Source organism: Streptomyces sp. SID8374 (assembly GCF_009865135.1).
Taxonomy (GTDB): domain Bacteria; phylum Actinomycetota; class Actinomycetes; order Streptomycetales; family Streptomycetaceae; genus Streptomyces.
The window spans coordinates 5,258,477-5,276,818 of the sequence record NZ_WWGH01000001.1; the positions used below are offsets into that span (position 1 = coordinate 5,258,477).

The window sequence follows — 18,342 nt, forward strand, 5'->3', positions numbered from 1 at the left end:
CGTCCGTACGGCTGGCTGCCGGACGGGCCGTGGACCCCGGGTACGCTGCGCTCTGCCCCCCGATCGCAGTTGAGAGGCAGTCCGCCCGTGACCTCTTTTGCCCCGGCCGTCCGGAATCATCGCCGGACCGCGCTCGCAGTCGTGCTCTGTGGGGGGCTCATCGCGGCCCTCACCGCCTGCGCGGGCGAGGACCCGGACAAGGGGACCAACGGGATCGGGAAACTCTCGGCCGAGCAGATCGACACGAAGGCCAGGGCGGCGGCCGACAGCGCGGACGGTGTGCGGCTGGCGGGCACCCTCGTCAGCAAGGGCGGCACCTACATGCTGAACATGAAGCTCAGCGACAAGGGCGGCATGGGGTCGGTCTCCTCCAAGAAGCGCAGCTTCGTGCTGTTGCGGATCGAGGACGAGCTGTTCATCAAGGCCGACGCCGACTTCTGGCTGCACGAGGAGGACGGCAGGTCGGGCCGCTCCGACCAGGAGGCCGCCGAGAAGCTGGGCGGCAAGTACGTGAAGGTCCCCGAGGACGACCCCAGCTACCGCCAGCTGCGCGGCTTCACCGACAAGAAGGTCCTCCTCGACGGCCTGCTGACGCTGCACGGCACCCTGAACAAGGGGGCCAGGGACACCGTCACCGGGCACCGCACCATCCAGCTCCTGGGCGGCAAGGGCGAGGGCGGGGCGCTGGACGTCTCCCTGGAGGGCAAGCCGTACCCGGTCCGGGTGGCGCGCGGCGGCGGCGGGGGCACCGTCACCCTGGCCGACTGGGGGCGCGCCGTTCCGCTGGAGGCCCCGGAGGACGACGACACCGTCGACTACGGCGGCAAGCTCCCCAAGTCCTCCGGCTGACACACACCTGCGGAGGTGTCAGCTCTTCCGGCGCCGCTTCAGCAGCAGCCGGGGGAGCGCGGCCGGTACGGGCTGCCGGGTGGTCGCCCCGGTCGGCAGCGGGGCGGCCGCCAGCGAGGTGTCCGGCAGTTGCGTGCTGACCGCCTCGGGCGTCAGCCGCACCACCGTGCACTCCCGCGCCCAGCGCTCCGTCATCACCTCGGCGTCCGGTGCGTTCAGCCGCTTGCCCTTCAGCTCGGCGACGGCCGCCTCCCACTCCTCGGAGTGCGGCGCCAGGACCCGTACCGACGCGGTCCAGGCGACCAGCCGGCCGCCCTTGTCCTTGCTGCGTACGGTGACCTCGGCGCGGCCGCCGTCGGTGAGGCCCTCGGGCAGCGGCTGCTCGCCCGGGCCGTCCCCGACGAGGTGGGCCGCGCCCTCGTGCCAGACGTGCCACACGGCCCGGGCGGGCCCGGCGGCCCGGACCCAGACGAGGCCGGACTTCTTCGTGGCCTCCTCGACGAGGGCCTTCTCCAGCAGGGCTTCGGCAGCATCACTCATGGGCGGGAGCATAGGTCCTGCCGCGTTCACAGCCAGCCGTTGCGCTTCAGGATGCGGTGGATGGAGAAACAGACCGCCCCGATGAGTCCGAGCACCAGCGGATAGCCGTACTTCCACTCCAGCTCCGGCATGTAGTCGAAGTTCATGCCGTAGACCCCGCAGATCATCGTGGGTACGGCGATGATCGCCGCCCAGGAGGTGATCTTGCGCATGTCCTCGTTCTGGGTGACGGTCGCCTGCGCCAGATTGGCCTGGAGGATCGAGTTCAGCAGCTCGTCGAAGCCGATGACCTCCTCCTGGACCCGGGCGAGGTGGTCGGCGACGTCCCGGAAGTACTTCTGGATGTCGGGGTCGATCAGCCGCATCGGCCGCTCGCTGAGCAGCTGCATCGGGCGCAGCAGCGGCGAGACGGCCCGCTTGAACTCCAGCACCTCACGCTTGAGCTGGTAGATCCGGCCCGCGTCCGAACCGCGACGGCCTCCTTTGGCCGGGGTCGAGAACACATCGATCTCCACCTCGTCGATGTCGTCCTGCACGGCCTCCGCCACCGCGATGTACCCGTCGACGACATGGTCGGCGATGGCGTGCAGGACGGCGGACGGGCCCTTGGCGAGCAGCTCCGGGTCGTCCTGGAGGCGGTGGCGCAGGGCGCGCAGCGAGCCCTGCCCGCCGTGCCGGACGGTGATGACGAAGTCCCGGCCGGTGAAGCACATCACCTCGCCGGTCTCCACGACCTCGCTGGTCGCGGTCAGCTCGGCGTGCTCCACGTAGTGGATCGTCTTGAAGACGGTGAACAGCGTGTCGTCGTACCGCTCCAGCTTGGGCCGCTGGTGGGCGTGGACGGCGTCCTCGACGGCGAGCGGGTGCAGCCCGAACTCCCGGGCGATACCCGCGAATTCCTCCTCCGTCGGCTCGTGCAGCCCGATCCAGGCGAAGCCGCCCTCCTCCCGCACCTGGAGCATCGCCTCGTGCGGGGTCGGGGTGGCGGGCCCCTCCACGCGGCTGCCGTCGCGGTAGACCGCGCAGTCGACGACGGCGCTGGAGGCGGACGGGTCGCGGGTGGTGTCGTACGCGTTGTGGGGAGTGCTGTTCTTACGGAGGGAGGGACGCAGGGACGGGCGCACGGCGGCGCGCAGGTCACGGATCATCGACATGGCTGGCTCCTTCACGGAGGGCCGTCGGCGAGGGCGTGGAACAGCCCGGAATGGGGACGTGCGCTCACGTCCGCAAAGCGGGCTCCACCGCGCGGGCGCGATGACGGCGTTCGCAACAGACAGGCAAAAGAACGAGAGACTCTTCCACGGATTCCTGGTGCTCTTCCGCGGTGCGAACGACCGTCGGAGGGCCATCGAGGACGGCCGACGAGGCGTCAGTTCAGCGGGAGGTTCAACGGGAACAGCGGTACGCGGAAGAGTGATCGGTACTGCACGGTCGACTTGGATCCATAGCAGTCCCCACCTCCTCCGGCCGGTCCCCCGTGGGGGACGACGTGTCGTCGGGACAAAGAGAGCGACGCTTCTGCGCGCTGTCCCGACCGGCGGCCAGGCTATCAGCCGTCCCGGACCGAATCCCTTACTTTGCCCACTCCATGCGCACTCTATGCTCGCCGGATGGCAGAAATTCTCGCTCTGGTCGAAGCCCGGCTCCGCTCGGCCCTCGGGGAACCGGACGCCCGCGCCGATGTGACGTTCCTCGGCACGGACCGTATCGAGGTGCTCCGCTTCCTCGACGGCGACGTGGTGCGCTACGCCACGCTCGGCATGTCGGGCCGGCCGATGGCCGACCCCACCTCACCGCTCGCCGACCCGGTGAAGGGCCCCCGCGCCGAGCTGGTCCTGTCGGTACGGGTCGGGCTCGCCGACACCGACCAGGTGCTGCGCCCCCTCGCCGTGCTCGCCGCCTCCCCGCAGGTCGAGGGGCTCATCGTGGCCCCGGGCGCCTCGCTGGACCTGGGCGATCCGCTCTGGCCCGGCGCGCCGTTCACCTCGGTGCTGGTGGCGGAGTCCGGGGGGCTGGTGGAGGACCTGGAGCTGGACGAGCCGATGGACCCGGTCCGCTTCCTGCCGCTGCTGCCGATGACCCCCAACGAGGCCGCCTGGAAGCGGGTGCGCGGGGCGCAGGAGCTCCAGGAGCGGTGGCTCACGCACGGTACGGACCTGCGCGACCCGCTGCGCACGTCCGTACCGCTGGACTGAAGCCCCTGACCGCTCAACGGTCGGCGAAGACGCTCACGCTGTCCTCCAGGGCGTGGACCGGCTCCAGCTCCTCGGCCTCGTGGGTCAGCGCCGTACGCCGTACGCCCACGACGGCCGCTCCGACGAGGGCGGCGAGCGCGGCCACCACGAAGGGGATGTGGATGTCGGTCCACTCCTCGATCTTCGGGGCGAGGAAGGGGGCGGCCGCCGCGGCGAACCAGCGGACGAAGTTGTACCCGGCGCTCGCCACCGGGCGCGGCGCGTCGGAGACGCCGAGGGCCAGCTCGGTGTAGACGGTGTTGTTCATGCCGATGAAGGCACCGGAGACGACCGTGGCGACGATGGCCGTCGTGTGGTTCCCGTACCCGAGGACCAGCAGGTCGACGGCGAGCAGCACCAGCGAGGCGCCGAGCACCTTGAGCGAGCCGAAGCGGCGCTGGAGGCGCGGGGCGACCAGCACGGAGAAGACCGCGAGCAGCAGGCCCCAGGCGAAGAAGACCGCGCCGGACTTGTACGGGGTCATGTCCAGCACGAACGGCGTGAACGCCAGGATCGTGAAGAACGCGTAGTTGTAGAAGAAGGCCGAGGCCGCCACCGAGGCCAGTCCGCCGTGGCCCAGCGCCTTCACCGGGTCCAGCAGCGAGGTCTTACGGGCGGGCTTGGGCTGCTCCTTGAGGAACGCGGCGATGCAGAGGAAGCCGATCGCCATCAGCGCCGCCGTACCGAAGAACGGGTAGCGCCAGCTGGCGTTGCCGAGCAGGGCGCCGAGCAGCGGCCCGCACGCCATGCCGAGGCCGAGCGCCGACTCGTACAGCAGGATCGCGGCGGAGCTGCCGCCCGCCGCCGCTCCGACGATCACCGCGAGCGCGGTGGAGACGAAGAGGGCGTTGCCCAGGCCCCAGCCCGCCCGGAAGCCGACGAGTTCGGCGACGGAGGACGAGGTGCCGGAGAGCGCGGCGAAGACGACGACGAGCGCGAGGCCGGCGAGCAGGGTCTTACGGCCGCCGATGCGGCTGGAGACGAAGCCGGTGACGAGCATGGCGACGGCGGTGATCAGGAAGTACGAGGTGAACAGCAGCGACACCTGACTGGGTGTGGCGTTCAGCCCCTGGGCGATGGACGGCAGGATCGGGTCCACCAGGCCGATCCCCATGAAGGCGACCACCGAGGCGCCCGCCGTTGCCCAGACGGCCTTCGGCTGGCGCAGGATGCTGATGGCCGTGGCCCCTTCGTCGAACGGGTCCTCTCCTGGCGTGGGTCCTGGCATGGGCTGACTCCTTCTCTCCTCCAGGTCGATGCGTCATACACAGAATAAGTTAGACGAACTAATAAATGCAAGCTACATCTAATCCCCTCCCGCTTCTCCCCGGTGGCGGCCACGCTGCGGACGGGTGATCGTCCTTGACGCGGCGACCGGCGGGGAGGACCGTTGGGCTCTATGAGGGGCGAACCCAGTTGCCCGAAGTGCGGTGGCCGGGTCAGGGCGCCCGGTCTCTTCGCCGACGCCTGGCAGTGCTCCGCGCACGGCCAGGTGCACCCGATGCAGCCGGTCGTCCCGCCGAGCGTCGAGGCGCTCGGCGTGGTGGTGCACCGCTCGCAGGTGCCCGTCTGGATGCCGTGGCCGCTCCCGGTGGGCTGGCTGTTCACCGGGGTGGCCAGCGCGGGTGACGACCGCAGCGGCGGCCGCGCGACCGTCGTCGCCTGCTCGGGCCCCGGACCGCTCGGCGGCATGGGCGAGCTGCTGCTCGTCGCCGAGGAGCTGGGCGTCGGGCTCGGCGCCCGGTACGCCGGGATCGACGGCCCCGACCCCGGCCACCACCTGAACGTGGACTCCGCCCCCGACGCCAAGGTGCACGCCGCCGGCCGCCCCACCCCGCTCTGGCACGTCCGCAACGCCCCGGAGGACCGGGCGGTCTTCGCGGGCGAGGCGCGCGGGCTGTGGCTCTGGGCGATCCTGTGGCCGGAGCAGTCGGGGCTGCTGATGTACGACGAGCTGGTGCTGACCGACCTGCGCGACGCCGGGGGAGAGGTGGACCTCGTCCCGTGCGGGGCCCTGACCCCGCGCCTGCTCACCGTCCCGGAGGGGCCGCCCCGGCAGGGGAACGGCGAGCGCTAGATCACGCCGGACCGGGCGCGATCGCGGCCGGGGGCCTGATGTGCGGCGGTTATCCTTGAGCGGTCCCCCGTCCGCCCGCGAGCCCTGGAGTCACACGTCGTGCGCATCGACCTGCACACCCACTCCACCGCTTCGGACGGTACGGACACCCCCGCCGAGCTGGTCGCCAACGCCGCCGCCGCAGGGCTGGACGTCGTCGCGCTCACCGACCACGACACCGTCGGCGGCCACAAGCAGGCCATCGACGCGCTGCCCGAGGGGCTCACCCTCGTCACCGGCGCCGAGCTCTCCTGCCGGGTCGACGGCGTGAGCATGCACATGCTGGCGTACCTCTTCGACCCCGCCGACGCCGCGTTCGAGCGCGCCCGGGAGCTGGTCCGCGACGACCGGGTGCCCCGCGCCCAGGAGATGGTCCGCAAGCTCCGGGCTCTCGACGTGCCCATCACCTGGGAGCAGGTCGCCCGCATCGCCGGGGACGGCTCGGTCGGCCGCCCGCACGTCGCCGCCGCCCTGGTCGAACTGGGCGTCGTGGACACCGTCTCCGACGCCTTCACGCCCGACTGGCTGGGCAACGGGGGCCGCGCCTACGCCGAGAAGCACGAGTTCGACCCCTTCGAGGCGGTCCGGCTCGTCAAGGCGGCGGGCGGTGTCACCGTCTTCGCCCACCCGGGCGCCTCGAAGCGCGGTGCGACGGTCCCCGAGACCACGATCGCCGCACTCGCCGCCGCCGGCCTGGACGGCATCGAGGTCGACCACATGGACCACGACGAGCCCACCCGGGCCCGGCTGCGCGGCCTCGCCCGGGAGCTGGGGCTCCTGCCCACCGGCTCCAGCGACTACCACGGCAGCCGAAAAACCGTCGCGCTCGGCGAGTACACCACCGACCCCGAGATCTACGGCGAGATCACCCGGCGCGCCACGGGAGCCTTCCCGGTGCCGGGCGCGGGCGGAACCGGCCGCCTGTAGGGCCCCTCGCCTCCCACCGCCTCACCGTCCCACTCCTCGTGCGCCCCTCACCCCTGCCGTCGTACGCCGACGGCCGCCGACCGGGCCCGCGCGCCCCCGTACCGCCCGCTCATCTCTCGCAAGGCTCACTGTGTTCGACGTCGCTGTCTTCGGATCCCTTTTTCTCACCCTTTTTGTGATTATGGATCCGCCCGGAATCACCCCGATCTTCCTGGCCCTCACCGCGGGCCGCCCTGCCAAGGTGCAGCGCAGGATGGCGCTCCAGGCCGTCGCGGTCGCCTTCAGCGTGATCGCCGTCTTCGGTCTGCTCGGCCAGCAGATCCTCGACTATCTGCATGTCTCCGTGCCCGCCCTGATGATCGCGGGCGGGCTTCTGCTGCTGCTCATCGCGCTGGACCTGCTCACCGGAAAGACGGACGAGCCGACCCAGACCAAGGACGTCAACGTGGCGCTCGTACCGCTGGGCATGCCGCTGCTGGCGGGTCCCGGTGCGATCGTCTCGGTCATCCTGGCCGTGCAGCACGCCGACGGGATCGGCGGCCAGCTCTCCGTCTGGTCGGCGATCGCGGCCATGCACGTGGTGCTCTGGCTGACGATGCGCTACTCGCTGGTGATCATCCGGATCATCAAGGACGGCGGCGTGGTCCTGGTGACCCGGCTCGCCGGAATGATGCTTTCCGCCATCGCCGTACAGCAGATCATCAACGGCGTCACCCAGGTCATCCAGAACTCCTGAGACCTCTCGACTCCTGAGACCTCTCCTGGACGCCACAGCGCCCCCGCACGGTCCTTCCGTGCGGGGGCGCTTCGTCTTTAGCGGCGCAATGCGTGATCAGGCGTCAGATATCAGAAGCCCATGACCCATGAAGCGTTACGAAGCCGAGCTGTCGGCCGGCCGGATGTAGATGCGCTGGCCTATGGCTGCGGCCTGCTGCACGATCCGGTTGACGGAGGCGGCGTCCACGACGGTGGAGTCCACGGCGGTACCGTCGACGTCGTCGAGTCGCATGATCTCGAAGCGCATATGGCTTCCCTTCGTCTGATCCTCCTGCTGGAGAACTACTGGCGCGGGCGATGTCGCCTACCCGCGAGGATAGGAACGCGAGGCTTCCCTCGCGTTCCATGAGTGTTACAACGGCTTGCCCGGCACAAACATTCCCTACGCTAAGGAAATTTTTTGGATGTCTAAGTACCCGCCGGTAATCGCCCGCACACGGACCTGCCCACGGACCTGTCCGCAGACCTCTCCACAAACCTGCCCACGGACCCCTACCCGGACCATGAGGTCCGCATGAGTACGGCGGACCCGCAGCCTCCCCGCCCGTCCGACATCACCGAGCGCCTGGACCGCACCAACGAGCTGCTCCAGCGCATGCTCGTCGAGGTCTCCAAGACCCCCTCGACGCACGCGATCTTCGTGGACGCGGGCTATGTGTACGCGGCGGCCGGGCTGCTCGTCACCGGCACCGAGGACCGCCGCTCCTTCGACCTCGACGCCGAAGGGCTGATCGAGGCCTTCATCGACAAGGCGCGCACGATCTTCGCGGACAGCCGGCTGCTGCGCGTGTACTGGTACGACGGGGCCAGGCGCCGCATCCACACCACCGAGCAGCAGGCCATCGCCGAACTCCCCGACGTCAAGGTGCGGCTGGGCAACCTCAACGCCAACAACCAGCAGAAGGGCGTCGACTCCCTCATCCGCACCGACCTCGAATCGCTCGCCCGGCACCGCGCCATCAGCGACGCGGCCCTCATCGGCGGCGACGAGGACCTGGTCTCGGCGGTCGAGGCGGCCCAGGGCTACGGCGCCCGCGTCCACCTCTGGGGCATCGAGGCCGGCGAGGGCCGCAACCAGGCCGAACCGCTGCTCTGGGAGGTCGACAGCCAGCGCACCTTCGACCTCGACTTCTGCCGCCCCTACGTCACCCGGCGCCCGGTCACGACGTACGAGGACGACACCCCGGCCCCCTCACGGGATGACGTCCGCTTCGTCGGCGCCCAGATCGCCGCCGCCTGGCTCGCCGCCCGCGGCCGCGAATCCCTCGCCGACCTGCTGCCCGGCCACCCCTACCTGCCGGGCTCGGTCGACCAGGACCTGCTGGTGGAGGCCGAACGCCTGCTCCAGCACTCGCTGCGGGGCCACGCGCACCTGCGCCGGGCGCTGCGGGACGGGTTCTGGCAGCACCTTCAGTCGCAGTACTGATCCCTATGGGGTGACGGTGTCCCAGAACGCGGCCAGCGCCTCGGCCGTCTCGTGCGGACGGGCGGTGTTGGGGGAGTGCTCGGCCCCGGCGATCGTGGTGCGGTGGGCGCCGAGCCGCCGGGCCATCGCGTCGAACTGCTCCACCGGCCATACGTCGTCGCGCTCGCCGGACAGGACGTGGACGGGCAGCCCGAGGGCGGCCAGCTCGTCCACCCGGTCCGGTTCGGCGGAGAGCTGGGCGCCGGTGGCGATCAGCTGCGCCGGGTTGTGGCGCAGCCAGCGCCGCCGCAGGTCCTCGCCGTCCCCGGTGTCCGCCTCCTGCGGCGGGTCCATGGCCCGCATCGCCTCCCACACCTCGTCCATGGTGAGCACGGAGAGCGCGTCGCTCAGCATCTTCACCTTCTCCTGCTGGGCGGCGACGACCTCGGCGGGGCCGGAGGACATCAGCGTCAGCGAGCGGAACGGGGTGGGGTCCAGCAGGACGGCGGCACGGGAGATCTGACCGCCGAGCGAGTGCCCGAGCAGGTGCAGCGTCCCCTCGCCCCCGGTCAGGGCCGCCGCCTGGGCGAGCACATCGCGGGCCAACTCCCCTTGCGCGTACGACTCCTGCTGGTCCGTCCCCTCCGACTCGTACTGCCCGCGGCCGTCGACGGCGACGACCCGGTACCCGGCCGCGCACAGCGGTTCGAGGAGCGCGATGAAGTCCTCCTTGCTGCCGGTGTACCCGGGCAGCAGGAGGGCGGTGGCGCGTACGGGTGCGTCCGCCGGTACGGCGTCCAGGACGGCGAAGTCGCCGCGCTCGGTACGCAGGACACGGGGGGTGGCGCAGGCGGGCGGAGTGAAAGTGGACGGGCGGCTCATGGGGCGAGGCTATCGCCGGGGCGGGGTGGGGGCATCACCGGGCGGGGCGGGCGGGGGCCCGGCAGCCCGGGGCCGGGGCGGGGCCGCGTTGCCGGGGACCCGGCACCCCGGGGCCAGGCGGGGCCGTGTTGCCGGGCGCCTGGCCGTGCCGGGCCTTGTGCGGGGCGCACGGGGAGCGCCGAGCGCGTAGCGGGGCGGACCGGGGGCCTCGTGCAGGGCACACAGGCGCCCCTGCCCGGCGCCCCCGGCAGCGCGAAAAGGCCCCGGCCCCCGCATCTGCGGAGGCCGGGGCCTCAAGCGGTCTCGCCGGACCGTCAGCTCTCGGTCGTCGCCGTGGCCTTGCCCGCGGCGCGGGTGGCGCGGCGGCGGCGGGGCTTCGCCTCGGCGGCGGCCTCGCTCACCACGGCCTCGGCCTCGGAGACCACGGCGGCCTCCTGGGTCGCGGTCGAGGTGACGCTGCGGGTCGCCCGGCGGCGGCGCGGCTTGGCCTCGGCCTCGACGGCGGCCGGAGCCTCCGGGGCGGCGGCTTCGGCGGGGGCCGCGGCCTTCGCCCGCGATGCCCGCTTCGGCTTCGACTCGGTCTCCGTACCGGCGTCGGCCGTGAGCGGCTTGGCCGTCCTGGAGGCCTTGGACGCCTTGGGGGCCGACTCCGTCTTCGGCCGGCTCGTGGTGCGGGCCGGGCGGCGGCGGGTCTTCGACTCGGGCTCCGGCTCGGAGGCCGGGGCGATCTGGAAGTCCACCTCGTCGGCGGGCTTCACGATCCGGGTGCGGCGGCGCGGCTTGGTCGGGGCCGGCTCGGCGACCGGCTCCGCGACGCCCGCGGCGACGGCCACGGTCTGGAACCCGGCCTCCACCGGGGCAGCGGCGGCGGGAACCTGCGCCACGGCCTCGGCCACCGGCTTGGCGGCGGCGCGGCTGCGGCGGCGGCGCGGCTTGGTCTCCGCGACGGTCTCAACGACCGGCTCGGCCTCGACGGCGGCCACGGTCTCGGCGGCGTGAGCCACCTGCGCGGGAGCCACCGGAGCGGGAGCCACCGGAGCCGGGGCCTCGGCGACCGCCACGGCCGCCTCGGTCACGGTGTCGGCCGCGCTGACCCGCGTACGGCGACGGCGGCGCGGCGTACGGGGAGCCTCGGGGGCCTCGTCACCGGCCGGGGCGCCCGGCGTGGCCTCCTTGGCGGGGGCGGGCACCGTCGCGGCGCCCTCCTCCGCCGCGGACCCGCCACGGGTGCGGCGGCGCTGACGCGGCGTACGCGTCCGGGGCTCGCGCTCCTCACGGGCCGGAGCCGGGGCGGCGGACTTGCGGCCGCGGCCACCGGTCTCGCCGAGGTCCTCGACCTCCTCCGCGCGCAGACCCGCACGGGTCCGCTCGCCACGCGGCAGCACACCCTTGGTGCCCGCCGGGATGCCGAGCTCCTCGAAGAGGTGCGGCGAGGTGGAGTACGTCTCCGGGGGGTCCGGGAACTTCAGGTCCAGCGCCTTGTTGATCAGCTGCCAGCGCGGGATGTCGTCCCAGTCGACCAGCGTGATCGCGATGCCCTTCGCCCCCGCGCGGCCGGTGCGGCCGATGCGGTGGAGGTAGGTCTTCTCGTCCTCGGGCGACTGGTAGTTGATGACGTGGGTCACACCCTCGACGTCGATGCCGCGCGCGGCGACATCGGTGCAGACGAGGACGTCGACCTTGCCGTTGCGGAAGGCGCGCAGCGCCTGCTCGCGGGCGCCCTGGCCGAGGTCGCCGTGGACCGCGCCGGAGGCGAAGCCGCGCTTCTCCAGCTGCTCGGCGATGTCGGCGGCCGTCCGCTTCGTACGGCAGAAGATCATCGCGAGCCCGCGGCCCTCGGCCTGGAGGATGCGGGAGAGCATCTCCGGCTTGTCCATGTTGTGCGCGCGGTAGACGTGCTGGACCGTGTTCTTCACGGTCGTGCCCTCGTCGTCGGGCGAGGTGGCGTTGATGTGGGTCGGCTGCGACATGTAGCGGCGGGCGAGGCTGATGACGGCACCGGGCATGGTGGCCGAGAACAGCATCGTCTGGCGCTTGGGCGGCAGCATCGTGATGATGCGCTCCACGTCGGGCAGGAAGCCCAGGTCCAGCATCTCGTCGGCCTCGTCGAGGACGAGCCCGCGGATGTGGGAGAGGTCCAGCTTGCGCTGGCCCGCCAGGTCCAGCAGACGGCCCGGGGTGCCGACGATCACATCGACGCCCTTCTTGAGGGCCTCGACCTGGGGCTCGTAGGCCCGGCCGCCGTAGATCGCGAGAACGCGGACGTTACGGACCTTGCCGGCGGTCAGCAGGTCGTTGGTGACCTGCTGGCACAGCTCACGGGTGGGGACGACGACGAGCGCCTGCGGCGCGTCGGTCAGCTGCTCGGGCGTGGCACGCCCCGCCTCGACATCGGCGGGGACGGTCACGCGCTCCAGGAGGGGGAGTCCGAAGCCGAGCGTCTTGCCCGTGCCGGTCTTGGCCTGGCCGATGACGTCGGAGCCGGAGAGCGCTACGGGGAGCGTCAGCTCCTGGATGGGGAAGGGGGACATGATGCCGACTGCCTCAAGGGCTTCGGCCGTCTCGGAAAGAATGCCGAGGTCACGGAACGTAGTCAGGGTGCTGCCTCTTCTGTGAGACGCGGCCCGAGGCGAACGCTGGGGGTCGTACCGTGCCGGGGTTGGTCATCCGGCCGTGGATGGGCCGGGTGGCGCGGGACCACTGCCGTCGCTCGAGCGCTCGTGCCGCTGAGGGGGCCCCTCATCTGCAGTCGTACGTGTCGTACGCACCGCGTGGAGGGCTGTCGGGTCGGAGCCGATCGGGCCACCGACCGGGCATCCTCATTCAAAGGACGCGCCCCTGGCACAGGAAAATGCTCAGTAAGCGCAATACCACTGTACCCCGGATTCGCGCATGTGTGTTGGACGAATTCATCGGAACGGTGTGATGTCCGCTCCTCACCGGGCCCTTCCGCCCCTCGTCGGGCGGGCTATTGTGCGGTTCATGGAGACGCCTGACAACGCCACTGATCACCCCGAAGAAGCGCCCGCAGCGACCGGAATCGCCGCCCAGGACTGGGCCACCGCCTCCGCCGAGCCGCAGTACCGCGCCGCGGTCGTGGACCTGCTGGGCGCCCTCGCCTACGGCGAGCTGGCGGCCTTCGAGCGCCTCGCCGAGGACGCGAAACTCGCGCCGACACTCGGGGACAAGGCGGCGCTGGCGAAGATGGCCGCCGCCGAGTTCCACCACTTCGAGCAGCTGTCCCACCGGCTCGCCGCCATCGACGAGGACCCGACCGCCGCGATGGAGCCGTTCGCCAAGGCGCTGGACGACTTCCACCGCCAGACGGCACCGTCCGACTGGCTGGAAGGCCTGGTCAAGGCGTACGTCGGCGACTCGATCGCCAGTGACTTCTACCGGGAGGTCGCGGCCCGCCTGGACACCGACACCCGCTCCCTGGTCCTCGCCGTCCTCGACGACACGGGCCACGGGAACTTCGCCGTGGAGAAGGTGCGCGCCGCGATCGAGGCCGACCCCCGGCTCGGCGGGCGGCTCGCGCTCTGGGCCCGCCGGCTGATGGGCGAGGCGCTGTCGCAGGCCCAGCGGGTGGTCGCCGACCGCGACGCGCTCTCGACGATGCTGGTGGGCGGTGTCGCGGACGGCTTCGACCTGGCGGAGGTGGGCCGGATGTTCTCCCGGATCACCGAGGCCCACACCAAGCGCATGGCCGCGCTGGGGCTGGCCGCGTAACCGCCGGCTCCGGGCTACTGGGCCGCCGCCGACCTCGTGAGGCGGCGGCCGCGCGGGCGGATCAGCAGGGACAGCGTCACCGCCCCGACGGAGACGGCGCCGATCAGGGTGGCCACACCGTGGCCGGGGCCCAGCGCGGAATGGGTGAGGAACGCTCCGAACAGAGCCCCCAGCGCACCGGTGAGATAAACAGCACGGGCGGAGGGGAGCCGGTCGGCCAGTGAGCGGACCGCCGCCCAGGACAGGGCGAGTCCGAGCACGGCGGCGCCGAAGGATTCCCAGATCACTAAGTCACCTCGCGGGGGTGTGCGGGGCGGGCAAATCGGTCGTAGGCGGTACTACCCCCGGCCCATGCCCCACAACCCTCCGCCGAGCTGGGGAAACCCTTACGGGTACGGCTCCGCCTCCCCTGGCATACAGGAGCGGCCCGGCGGGAAGATCCCGCCGGGCCGCTCCTGTGCTCACCGCGTCCCGAGGACTACAGCGCGCCGAACCCCACACGCCGTGCGGTCGGCTCACCGATCTCCACGTACGCGATCCGGTCGGCCGGCACCAGGACCTTGCGGCCCTTGTCGTCCGTGAGGCTCAGCAGCTCCGCCTTGCCGCCCAGTGCAGCGGCGACCGCGCTCTCGACGTCCTCGGCGGAAAGCCCGCTCTCCAGAACGATCTCGCGGGGCGTGTGCTGCACCCCGATCTTGACCTCCACGGCTATGTCCCTCCGACGGTCAGTCCCTGCGCGGCGAACCGCGCCGTACGCAGCCACATTAGCCCGGTGGGACCACGCCTCACGGCCCGACCGGCAACGCCCGCAGCGAACACGGTGCGGCACCCGGCCACGACAGGGCGTCCACACCGCCCGGCGCCCGGGCGGAACGGCGTGTCAGGGGCCGCTCCGCCCCGGCCGGAACAGGGGTCAGTGCTGCTCGGCATCCCGGCCGGAACAGGGCGTCAGTGCTGCTCGGCGCCGTGCAGCGGGAAGCCCGCGATGCCCCGCCAGGCCAGCGAGGTGAGCAGCTGCACCGCCGTGTCGCGCGGGATGCTGGAGCCGCTGGAGAGCCAGTAGCGCGCCACCACCTGCGACACGCCGCCGAGGCCGACCGCGAGGAGCATGGACTCGTCCTTGGACAGGCCCGTGTCCCCGGCGATCACGTCGGAGATCGCCTCGGCGCACTGGAGGGAGACCCGGTCGACCCGCTCACGCACGGCCGGCTCGTTGGTCAGGTCGGACTCGAAGACCAGCCGGAAGGCCCCGCCCTCGTCCTCGACGTACGCGAAGTAGGCGTCCATCGTCGCCTCGACGCGCAGCTTGTTGTCCGTCGTCGACGCCAGCGCCGTCACCACGGCCTGGAGCAGCGACTCGCAGTGCTGGTCCAGGAGGGCCAGGTAGAGCTCCAGCTTGCCGGGGAAGTGCTGATAGAGCACCGGCTTGCTCACACCGGCCCGCTCGGCGATGTCGTCCATCGCGGCGGAGTGGTAGCCCTGTGCGACAAAGACCTCCTGCGCGGCGCCCAGCAGCTGATTGCGTCGGGCGCGGCGGGGAAGGCGCGTGCCCCGCGGGCGCGCTGCCTCTGTCTGCTCGATGGCGCTCACGCCGCCTCCCAAATGTGTGTTCCAGCACAGCCGATCCGTACACGCTGCGCCGTACAGCCATCGTACTTTTGGGTAACCCCTGTGCGCGCGGCGCGGACGCAGAATTTCACGGACCGGACGGCTGCGGAAGCCACAGTTCTGCGAGGTCGGGGGCAAAGCGGGGCGTTCTACCGGTAATCGTCCTCGTCCAGCGGGATCACCCTGCGCTGTTCCGCCACATCGGCCTCGTTGGCGGTGGCCGGGTCGACGCTCTCCACCGGTTCGTCCTCCTCCGGCCGGATGTCCGTCCGCTGCTCGGCGGCGTCCGCCTCCGGGGCCTCCGGGCCGGGTGCGTCCGGCTCGGTGCTCTCGAAGGTGTCCGGGTCGCTCGGGTCGACCGTCATGGTGACTCCCTTTCTTCCCCTGTAGCCGCTTCCTCTGAAGCGTAGGAGCAACACACCTACCCCGCGATGCGGCCTGTGACCGCGAACACATGAACTGGTGCGTGATCGTCTCGTAACATTGCCGCATGTCTTCGACCGAGCTGCCGGGTACCCAAGCCGTCGCCGCCGCGGTGGCTCCCACGGTCAGCGCCGTCCGGGTCGCCGAGGGTGAGCGGTTGCGCTCCGTGGCCCTTCCGGGGCTCACGCTGACCGTCCGTTCGCGGCCCGCCGACCGGACGGGACTGCCGCCCGCGCTCTTCGTGCACGGGCTCGGCGGGTCCTCGCAGAACTGGTCGGCCCTGATGCCGCTGCTCGCGGACGTGGTCGACCCCGACGCCGTGGACCTGCCCGGATTCGGTGACTCGCCGCCGCCGGACGACGGCAACTACTCGATCACCGGGCACGCGCGGGCGGTGATCCGGCTGCTGGACGCGGGTGGACGCGGTCCTGTTCATCTGTTCGGCAACTCCCTGGGCGGCGCGGTCGCCGTTCGGGTGGCCGCCGTCCGCCCCGACCTCGTGCGCACCCTCACCCTGATCTCGCCCGCACTCCCCGAGTGGCGGGTACAGCGCCCGGCCGTACCGACCGGCCTCCTGGCGGTTCCGGGAGTCGCTCCACTGTTCGCCCGGCTCACGAAGGACTGGACGGCGGAGCAGCGGACGCGCGGAGTCATGGCACTCTGTTACGGCGATCCGGAACGGGTCTCCGACGAAGCCTTCCGCAACGCGGTGGCCGAGATGGAGCGCCGGCTGGAACTGCCGTACTTCTGGGACGCGATGACGCGTTCGGCCCGGGGCATCGTGGACGCGTACACCCTGGGCGGCCAGCACGGACTGTGGCGCCAGGCCGAGCGGGTGCTCGCACCGACCCAGCTCGTGTACGGCGGACGGGACCAGCTCGTCTCGTACCGGATGGCACGCAGGGCGTCCGCGGCCTTCCGCGACGCCCGGCTGCTGACCCTGCCCGACGCGGGGCACGTGGCGATGATGGAGTACCCGGAGACGGTCGCCCAGGCGTTCCGGGAGCTGCTGGACGATTGCGGCGGGAGCTGATCCGGGGCGTGGGACGACACAGCCGAAAGGGCGCCGAGGCCATCCGCCCGGACGCCGCAGCGGCGGATCCGGCCGGCCGGCCCGCCCTACCCCGGCCCTCCGGCGGCCGGCGCAGGCGCCAGGGCCCCGTGCCCGACGGGCACACACCCTTCGAGGACGCCCCCCAGGTGCGCGGCGGCCACCCCGAGCAGCGCGAGCCGGGCGGCGGCTGGGGCACCGGACCCCAGCCGCGCCACGAGGCCCCGGGCGGGCGGCAGCAGCCGTACGCCGCCGGGCAGCCGTACCACGGATCGGCCCCCGGCACCCCGCCCCACGCACAGCCCTACGGCGCACCGGCCCGCCCGGACCAGGACGCCGCCCGTGAGCAGGCCGTGGCCCGCCAGGTGTCCGCCCAGCGGGCCGCCCAGCGGGCCGCCCAGCGCGCCGCCGACGGGCGGACGGCCCGTCAGCCGGCCGCGGACCCCGCGGCGATGCCCGGCCCGCGCCGGGAGTTCGTCGACGCCTTCGACGCCGATGTGCCCGCCCCGGCCGACACTTCTGACGCCCGCTCGGGTGCCGGGGCCGCCGGGACGCCCGTGGAGCCGGAGGAGGCCCCGGACGGGGAGCCCGCCGAACGCCGTGAACCCAAGGGCGGCAAGGGGCGCACTTTCACCGGGATCGCCGCGGCCGCCGTGACGACCGTGCTCGCGGTGGTGGTGGCCGGGCAGGTCGCCGAGGACTCCGCCGACCGGGGCGCGGCGGCGGCGCGGGCGGCCGGTGTGGACCGGGACGGCGGCGAGGGCGCCTCCCGCTCGGACGCCCGCCCGACCCCCGAGCACGCGGCGACGCGGGCCCCCGAGGTCAAGCCCCTGTCGTATGGCGAGAAGATGGCGCAGCCCTATCCGCTCGCCGCCGACCTGAAGGCGGCCGGGACATTCGAGGCCGTTCCCGGACTGGCGAAGGCGCCCGGCAAGGGGCAGAAGTACCGCTACCGGATCGATGTCGAGAAGGGCCTCTCCCTCGACGCGGGCCTTTTCGCCGAAGCCGTCCAGAAGACGCTGAACGACGACCGGAGTTGGGCGCACAACGGTGCCATGACCTTCGAGCGGATCTCCTCCGGGAGCCCGGACTTCGTGATCACGCTCGCCAGTCCCGGGACGACCGGTGAATGGTGTGCGAAATCCGGTCTGGACACGACGATCGACAATGTCTCGTGCGATTCCGCCGCGACCGACCGCGTGATGATCAATGCCTATCGCTGGGCGCAGGGTTCCGCCACATTCGGCCCGAAGCTGCTGCTGCCCTACCGCCAGATGCTCATCAATCACGAGGTCGGCCACCGGCTCGGTTACAACCATGTGAGCTGCCGCACGCCCGGCGCGCTGGCTCCGGTGATGCAGCAGCAGACCAAATCCCTGGACATCGACGGGATCAAGTGCAAACCCAACCCTTGGGTGCACCCCGGTAGTTGACGAAGTGTGTCCGCATACCGAGACGGCCGTCTTGTTCCGCTTTGACAGCGGTCGAGGCGGTCGTTCATATTTCTCGGCATGTCACGCAGCCCCGCACCTTCCGAGATCGCCGCCCTTGAGCTGGCGCTTCTCGGCGTGACCGGGCACTGCGTAGCCGACATTCTCTGTCGCTGACGCCTGTCCGAGCGCGCAGCCGGCATTTTCCCTTTCGCGTGACCCATCCGTGAGCCCGTGACGGCTCCGGTGGCCCCCGCGACCGCCGCGCCTGGACTTCACTCCGTCCGCAGGCGCGGCATTTCTTTTCTCTTCGGCCCGGTTTCCCGGCCAGGACCTTTCTTGTGCTGTCGCCTGCGCGGATCTCCCGTTCC

The 18,342-nt window shown here is 71.9% G+C and carries 20 protein-coding genes; 10 read left to right on the plus strand and 10 right to left on the minus strand.

Annotated features, from left to right (window positions below):
- Window positions 1–87 precede the first annotated feature (87 nt).
- Window positions 88–849, plus strand: coding sequence for a hypothetical protein (locus GTY67_RS23550; protein ID WP_161279890.1), 762 nt, complete (start codon window positions 88–90; stop codon window positions 847–849).
- An 18-nt stretch (window positions 850–867) separates the two neighbouring features.
- Here the strand turns inward: GTY67_RS23550 and GTY67_RS23555 are convergent, their stop codons facing one another.
- Both GTY67_RS23555 and GTY67_RS23560 read right to left on the minus strand, forming a co-directional pair.
- Entirely contained in the window at window positions 868–1,389 is a 522-nt protein-coding gene (locus GTY67_RS23555; protein ID WP_161279891.1) for a hypothetical protein, read from the minus strand.
- Window positions 1,390–1,415: 26 nt separating this feature from the next.
- Window positions 1,416–2,543: a magnesium and cobalt transport protein CorA gene (locus GTY67_RS23560; RefSeq protein ID WP_093692469.1), complete on the minus strand. Its 1,128-nt coding sequence runs from the start codon at window positions 2,541–2,543 to the stop codon at window positions 1,416–1,418.
- Window positions 2,544–2,999: 456 nt separating this feature from the next.
- Between GTY67_RS23560 and GTY67_RS23565 the strand changes: the two genes are divergently transcribed.
- Entirely contained in the window at window positions 3,000–3,584 is a 585-nt protein-coding gene (locus GTY67_RS23565) for a suppressor of fused domain protein (RefSeq protein ID WP_093692470.1), read from the plus strand.
- Between the two features lie 13 nt (window positions 3,585–3,597).
- Here GTY67_RS23565 and GTY67_RS23570 read toward each other — a convergent pair whose 3' ends face one another.
- Window positions 3,598–4,851 carry an MFS transporter gene (locus tag GTY67_RS23570; protein ID WP_161279892.1) on the minus strand — a complete coding sequence of 418 codons (1,254 nt, stop codon included), beginning with the start codon at window positions 4,849–4,851 and terminating at the stop codon, window positions 3,598–3,600.
- Window positions 4,852–5,022: 171 nt separating this feature from the next.
- On the opposite strand from GTY67_RS23570, the gene GTY67_RS23575 reads away from it, so the two are divergent.
- From GTY67_RS23575 to GTY67_RS23585, 3 genes are all read left to right on the plus strand, one after another.
- Window positions 5,023–5,700, plus strand: a complete 678-nt coding sequence (locus GTY67_RS23575) for a DUF6758 family protein (protein ID WP_093692472.1) — start codon at window positions 5,023–5,025, stop codon at window positions 5,698–5,700.
- Between the two features lie 99 nt (window positions 5,701–5,799).
- Window positions 5,800–6,666, plus strand: coding sequence for a PHP domain-containing protein (locus tag GTY67_RS23580; protein ID WP_161279893.1), 867 nt, complete (start codon window positions 5,800–5,802; stop codon window positions 6,664–6,666).
- Window positions 6,667–6,796: 130 nt separating this feature from the next.
- The gene (locus tag GTY67_RS23585) at window positions 6,797–7,402 is read left to right on the plus strand and encodes a MarC family protein (protein WP_161279894.1); all 606 of its coding nucleotides are present in this window, start codon (window positions 6,797–6,799) and stop codon (window positions 7,400–7,402) included.
- Window positions 7,403–7,537: 135 nt separating this feature from the next.
- Here the strand turns inward: GTY67_RS23585 and GTY67_RS34665 are convergent, their stop codons facing one another.
- A complete protein-coding gene (locus GTY67_RS34665) occupies window positions 7,538–7,690 on the minus strand; it encodes a hypothetical protein (protein ID WP_093692475.1) in 153 nt (50 codons plus the stop codon).
- A 267-nt stretch (window positions 7,691–7,957) separates the two neighbouring features.
- Between GTY67_RS34665 and GTY67_RS23590 the strand changes: the two genes are divergently transcribed.
- Window positions 7,958–8,869 (plus strand): NYN domain-containing protein, encoded by a 912-nt coding sequence (locus GTY67_RS23590; protein ID WP_093692476.1) that lies wholly within the window; start codon window positions 7,958–7,960, stop codon window positions 8,867–8,869.
- Between the two features lie 3 nt (window positions 8,870–8,872).
- Here the strand turns inward: GTY67_RS23590 and GTY67_RS23595 are convergent, their stop codons facing one another.
- Together GTY67_RS23595 and GTY67_RS23600 are read right to left on the minus strand one after the other, a co-directional pair.
- Window positions 8,873–9,730, minus strand: a complete 858-nt coding sequence (locus GTY67_RS23595; RefSeq protein WP_161279895.1) for an alpha/beta hydrolase — start codon at window positions 9,728–9,730, stop codon at window positions 8,873–8,875.
- Between the two features lie 314 nt (window positions 9,731–10,044).
- The gene (locus GTY67_RS23600; protein ID WP_161279896.1) at window positions 10,045–12,261 is read right to left on the minus strand and encodes a DEAD/DEAH box helicase; all 2,217 of its coding nucleotides are present in this window, start codon (window positions 12,259–12,261) and stop codon (window positions 10,045–10,047) included.
- A 451-nt stretch (window positions 12,262–12,712) separates the two neighbouring features.
- Between GTY67_RS23600 and GTY67_RS23605 the strand changes: the two genes are divergently transcribed.
- A complete protein-coding gene (locus tag GTY67_RS23605; RefSeq protein WP_093693232.1) occupies window positions 12,713–13,459 on the plus strand; it encodes a ferritin-like fold-containing protein in 747 nt (248 codons plus the stop codon).
- A 14-nt stretch (window positions 13,460–13,473) separates the two neighbouring features.
- Here the strand turns inward: GTY67_RS23605 and GTY67_RS23610 are convergent, their stop codons facing one another.
- The 4 genes from GTY67_RS23610 to GTY67_RS23625 all read right to left on the minus strand — a co-directional run bounded on the left by GTY67_RS23610 (window position 13,474) and on the right by GTY67_RS23625 (window position 15,432).
- Window positions 13,474–13,746: a hypothetical protein gene (locus GTY67_RS23610; RefSeq protein ID WP_073878600.1), complete on the minus strand. Its 273-nt coding sequence runs from the start codon at window positions 13,744–13,746 to the stop codon at window positions 13,474–13,476.
- A 191-nt stretch (window positions 13,747–13,937) separates the two neighbouring features.
- Entirely contained in the window at window positions 13,938–14,165 is a 228-nt protein-coding gene (locus GTY67_RS23615) for a DUF3107 domain-containing protein (protein WP_093693231.1), read from the minus strand.
- Between the two features lie 242 nt (window positions 14,166–14,407).
- On the minus strand, window positions 14,408–15,049 hold the full coding sequence (locus GTY67_RS23620; RefSeq protein WP_093693230.1) for a TetR/AcrR family transcriptional regulator: 642 nt from the start codon (window positions 15,047–15,049) through the stop codon (window positions 14,408–14,410).
- A 167-nt stretch (window positions 15,050–15,216) separates the two neighbouring features.
- Complete coding sequence (locus GTY67_RS23625; RefSeq protein WP_093693229.1) at window positions 15,217–15,432, minus strand: hypothetical protein; 216 nt, start codon at window positions 15,430–15,432, stop codon at window positions 15,217–15,219.
- Between the two features lie 125 nt (window positions 15,433–15,557).
- Between GTY67_RS23625 and GTY67_RS23630 the strand changes: the two genes are divergently transcribed.
- The 3 genes from GTY67_RS23630 to GTY67_RS35575 all read left to right on the plus strand — a co-directional run bounded on the left by GTY67_RS23630 (window position 15,558) and on the right by GTY67_RS35575 (window position 18,148).
- The gene (locus GTY67_RS23630; RefSeq protein ID WP_093693228.1) at window positions 15,558–16,523 is read left to right on the plus strand and encodes an alpha/beta hydrolase; all 966 of its coding nucleotides are present in this window, start codon (window positions 15,558–15,560) and stop codon (window positions 16,521–16,523) included.
- An 8-nt stretch (window positions 16,524–16,531) separates the two neighbouring features.
- Window positions 16,532–17,974, plus strand: coding sequence for a DUF3152 domain-containing protein (locus GTY67_RS23635; protein ID WP_343238734.1), 1,443 nt, complete (start codon window positions 16,532–16,534; stop codon window positions 17,972–17,974).
- Window positions 17,975–18,052: 78 nt separating this feature from the next.
- Window positions 18,053–18,148 (plus strand): Ms4533A family Cys-rich leader peptide, encoded by a 96-nt coding sequence (locus GTY67_RS35575; protein ID WP_309544399.1) that lies wholly within the window; start codon window positions 18,053–18,055, stop codon window positions 18,146–18,148.
- The last annotated feature ends 194 nt before the right edge of the window (window positions 18,149–18,342 follow it).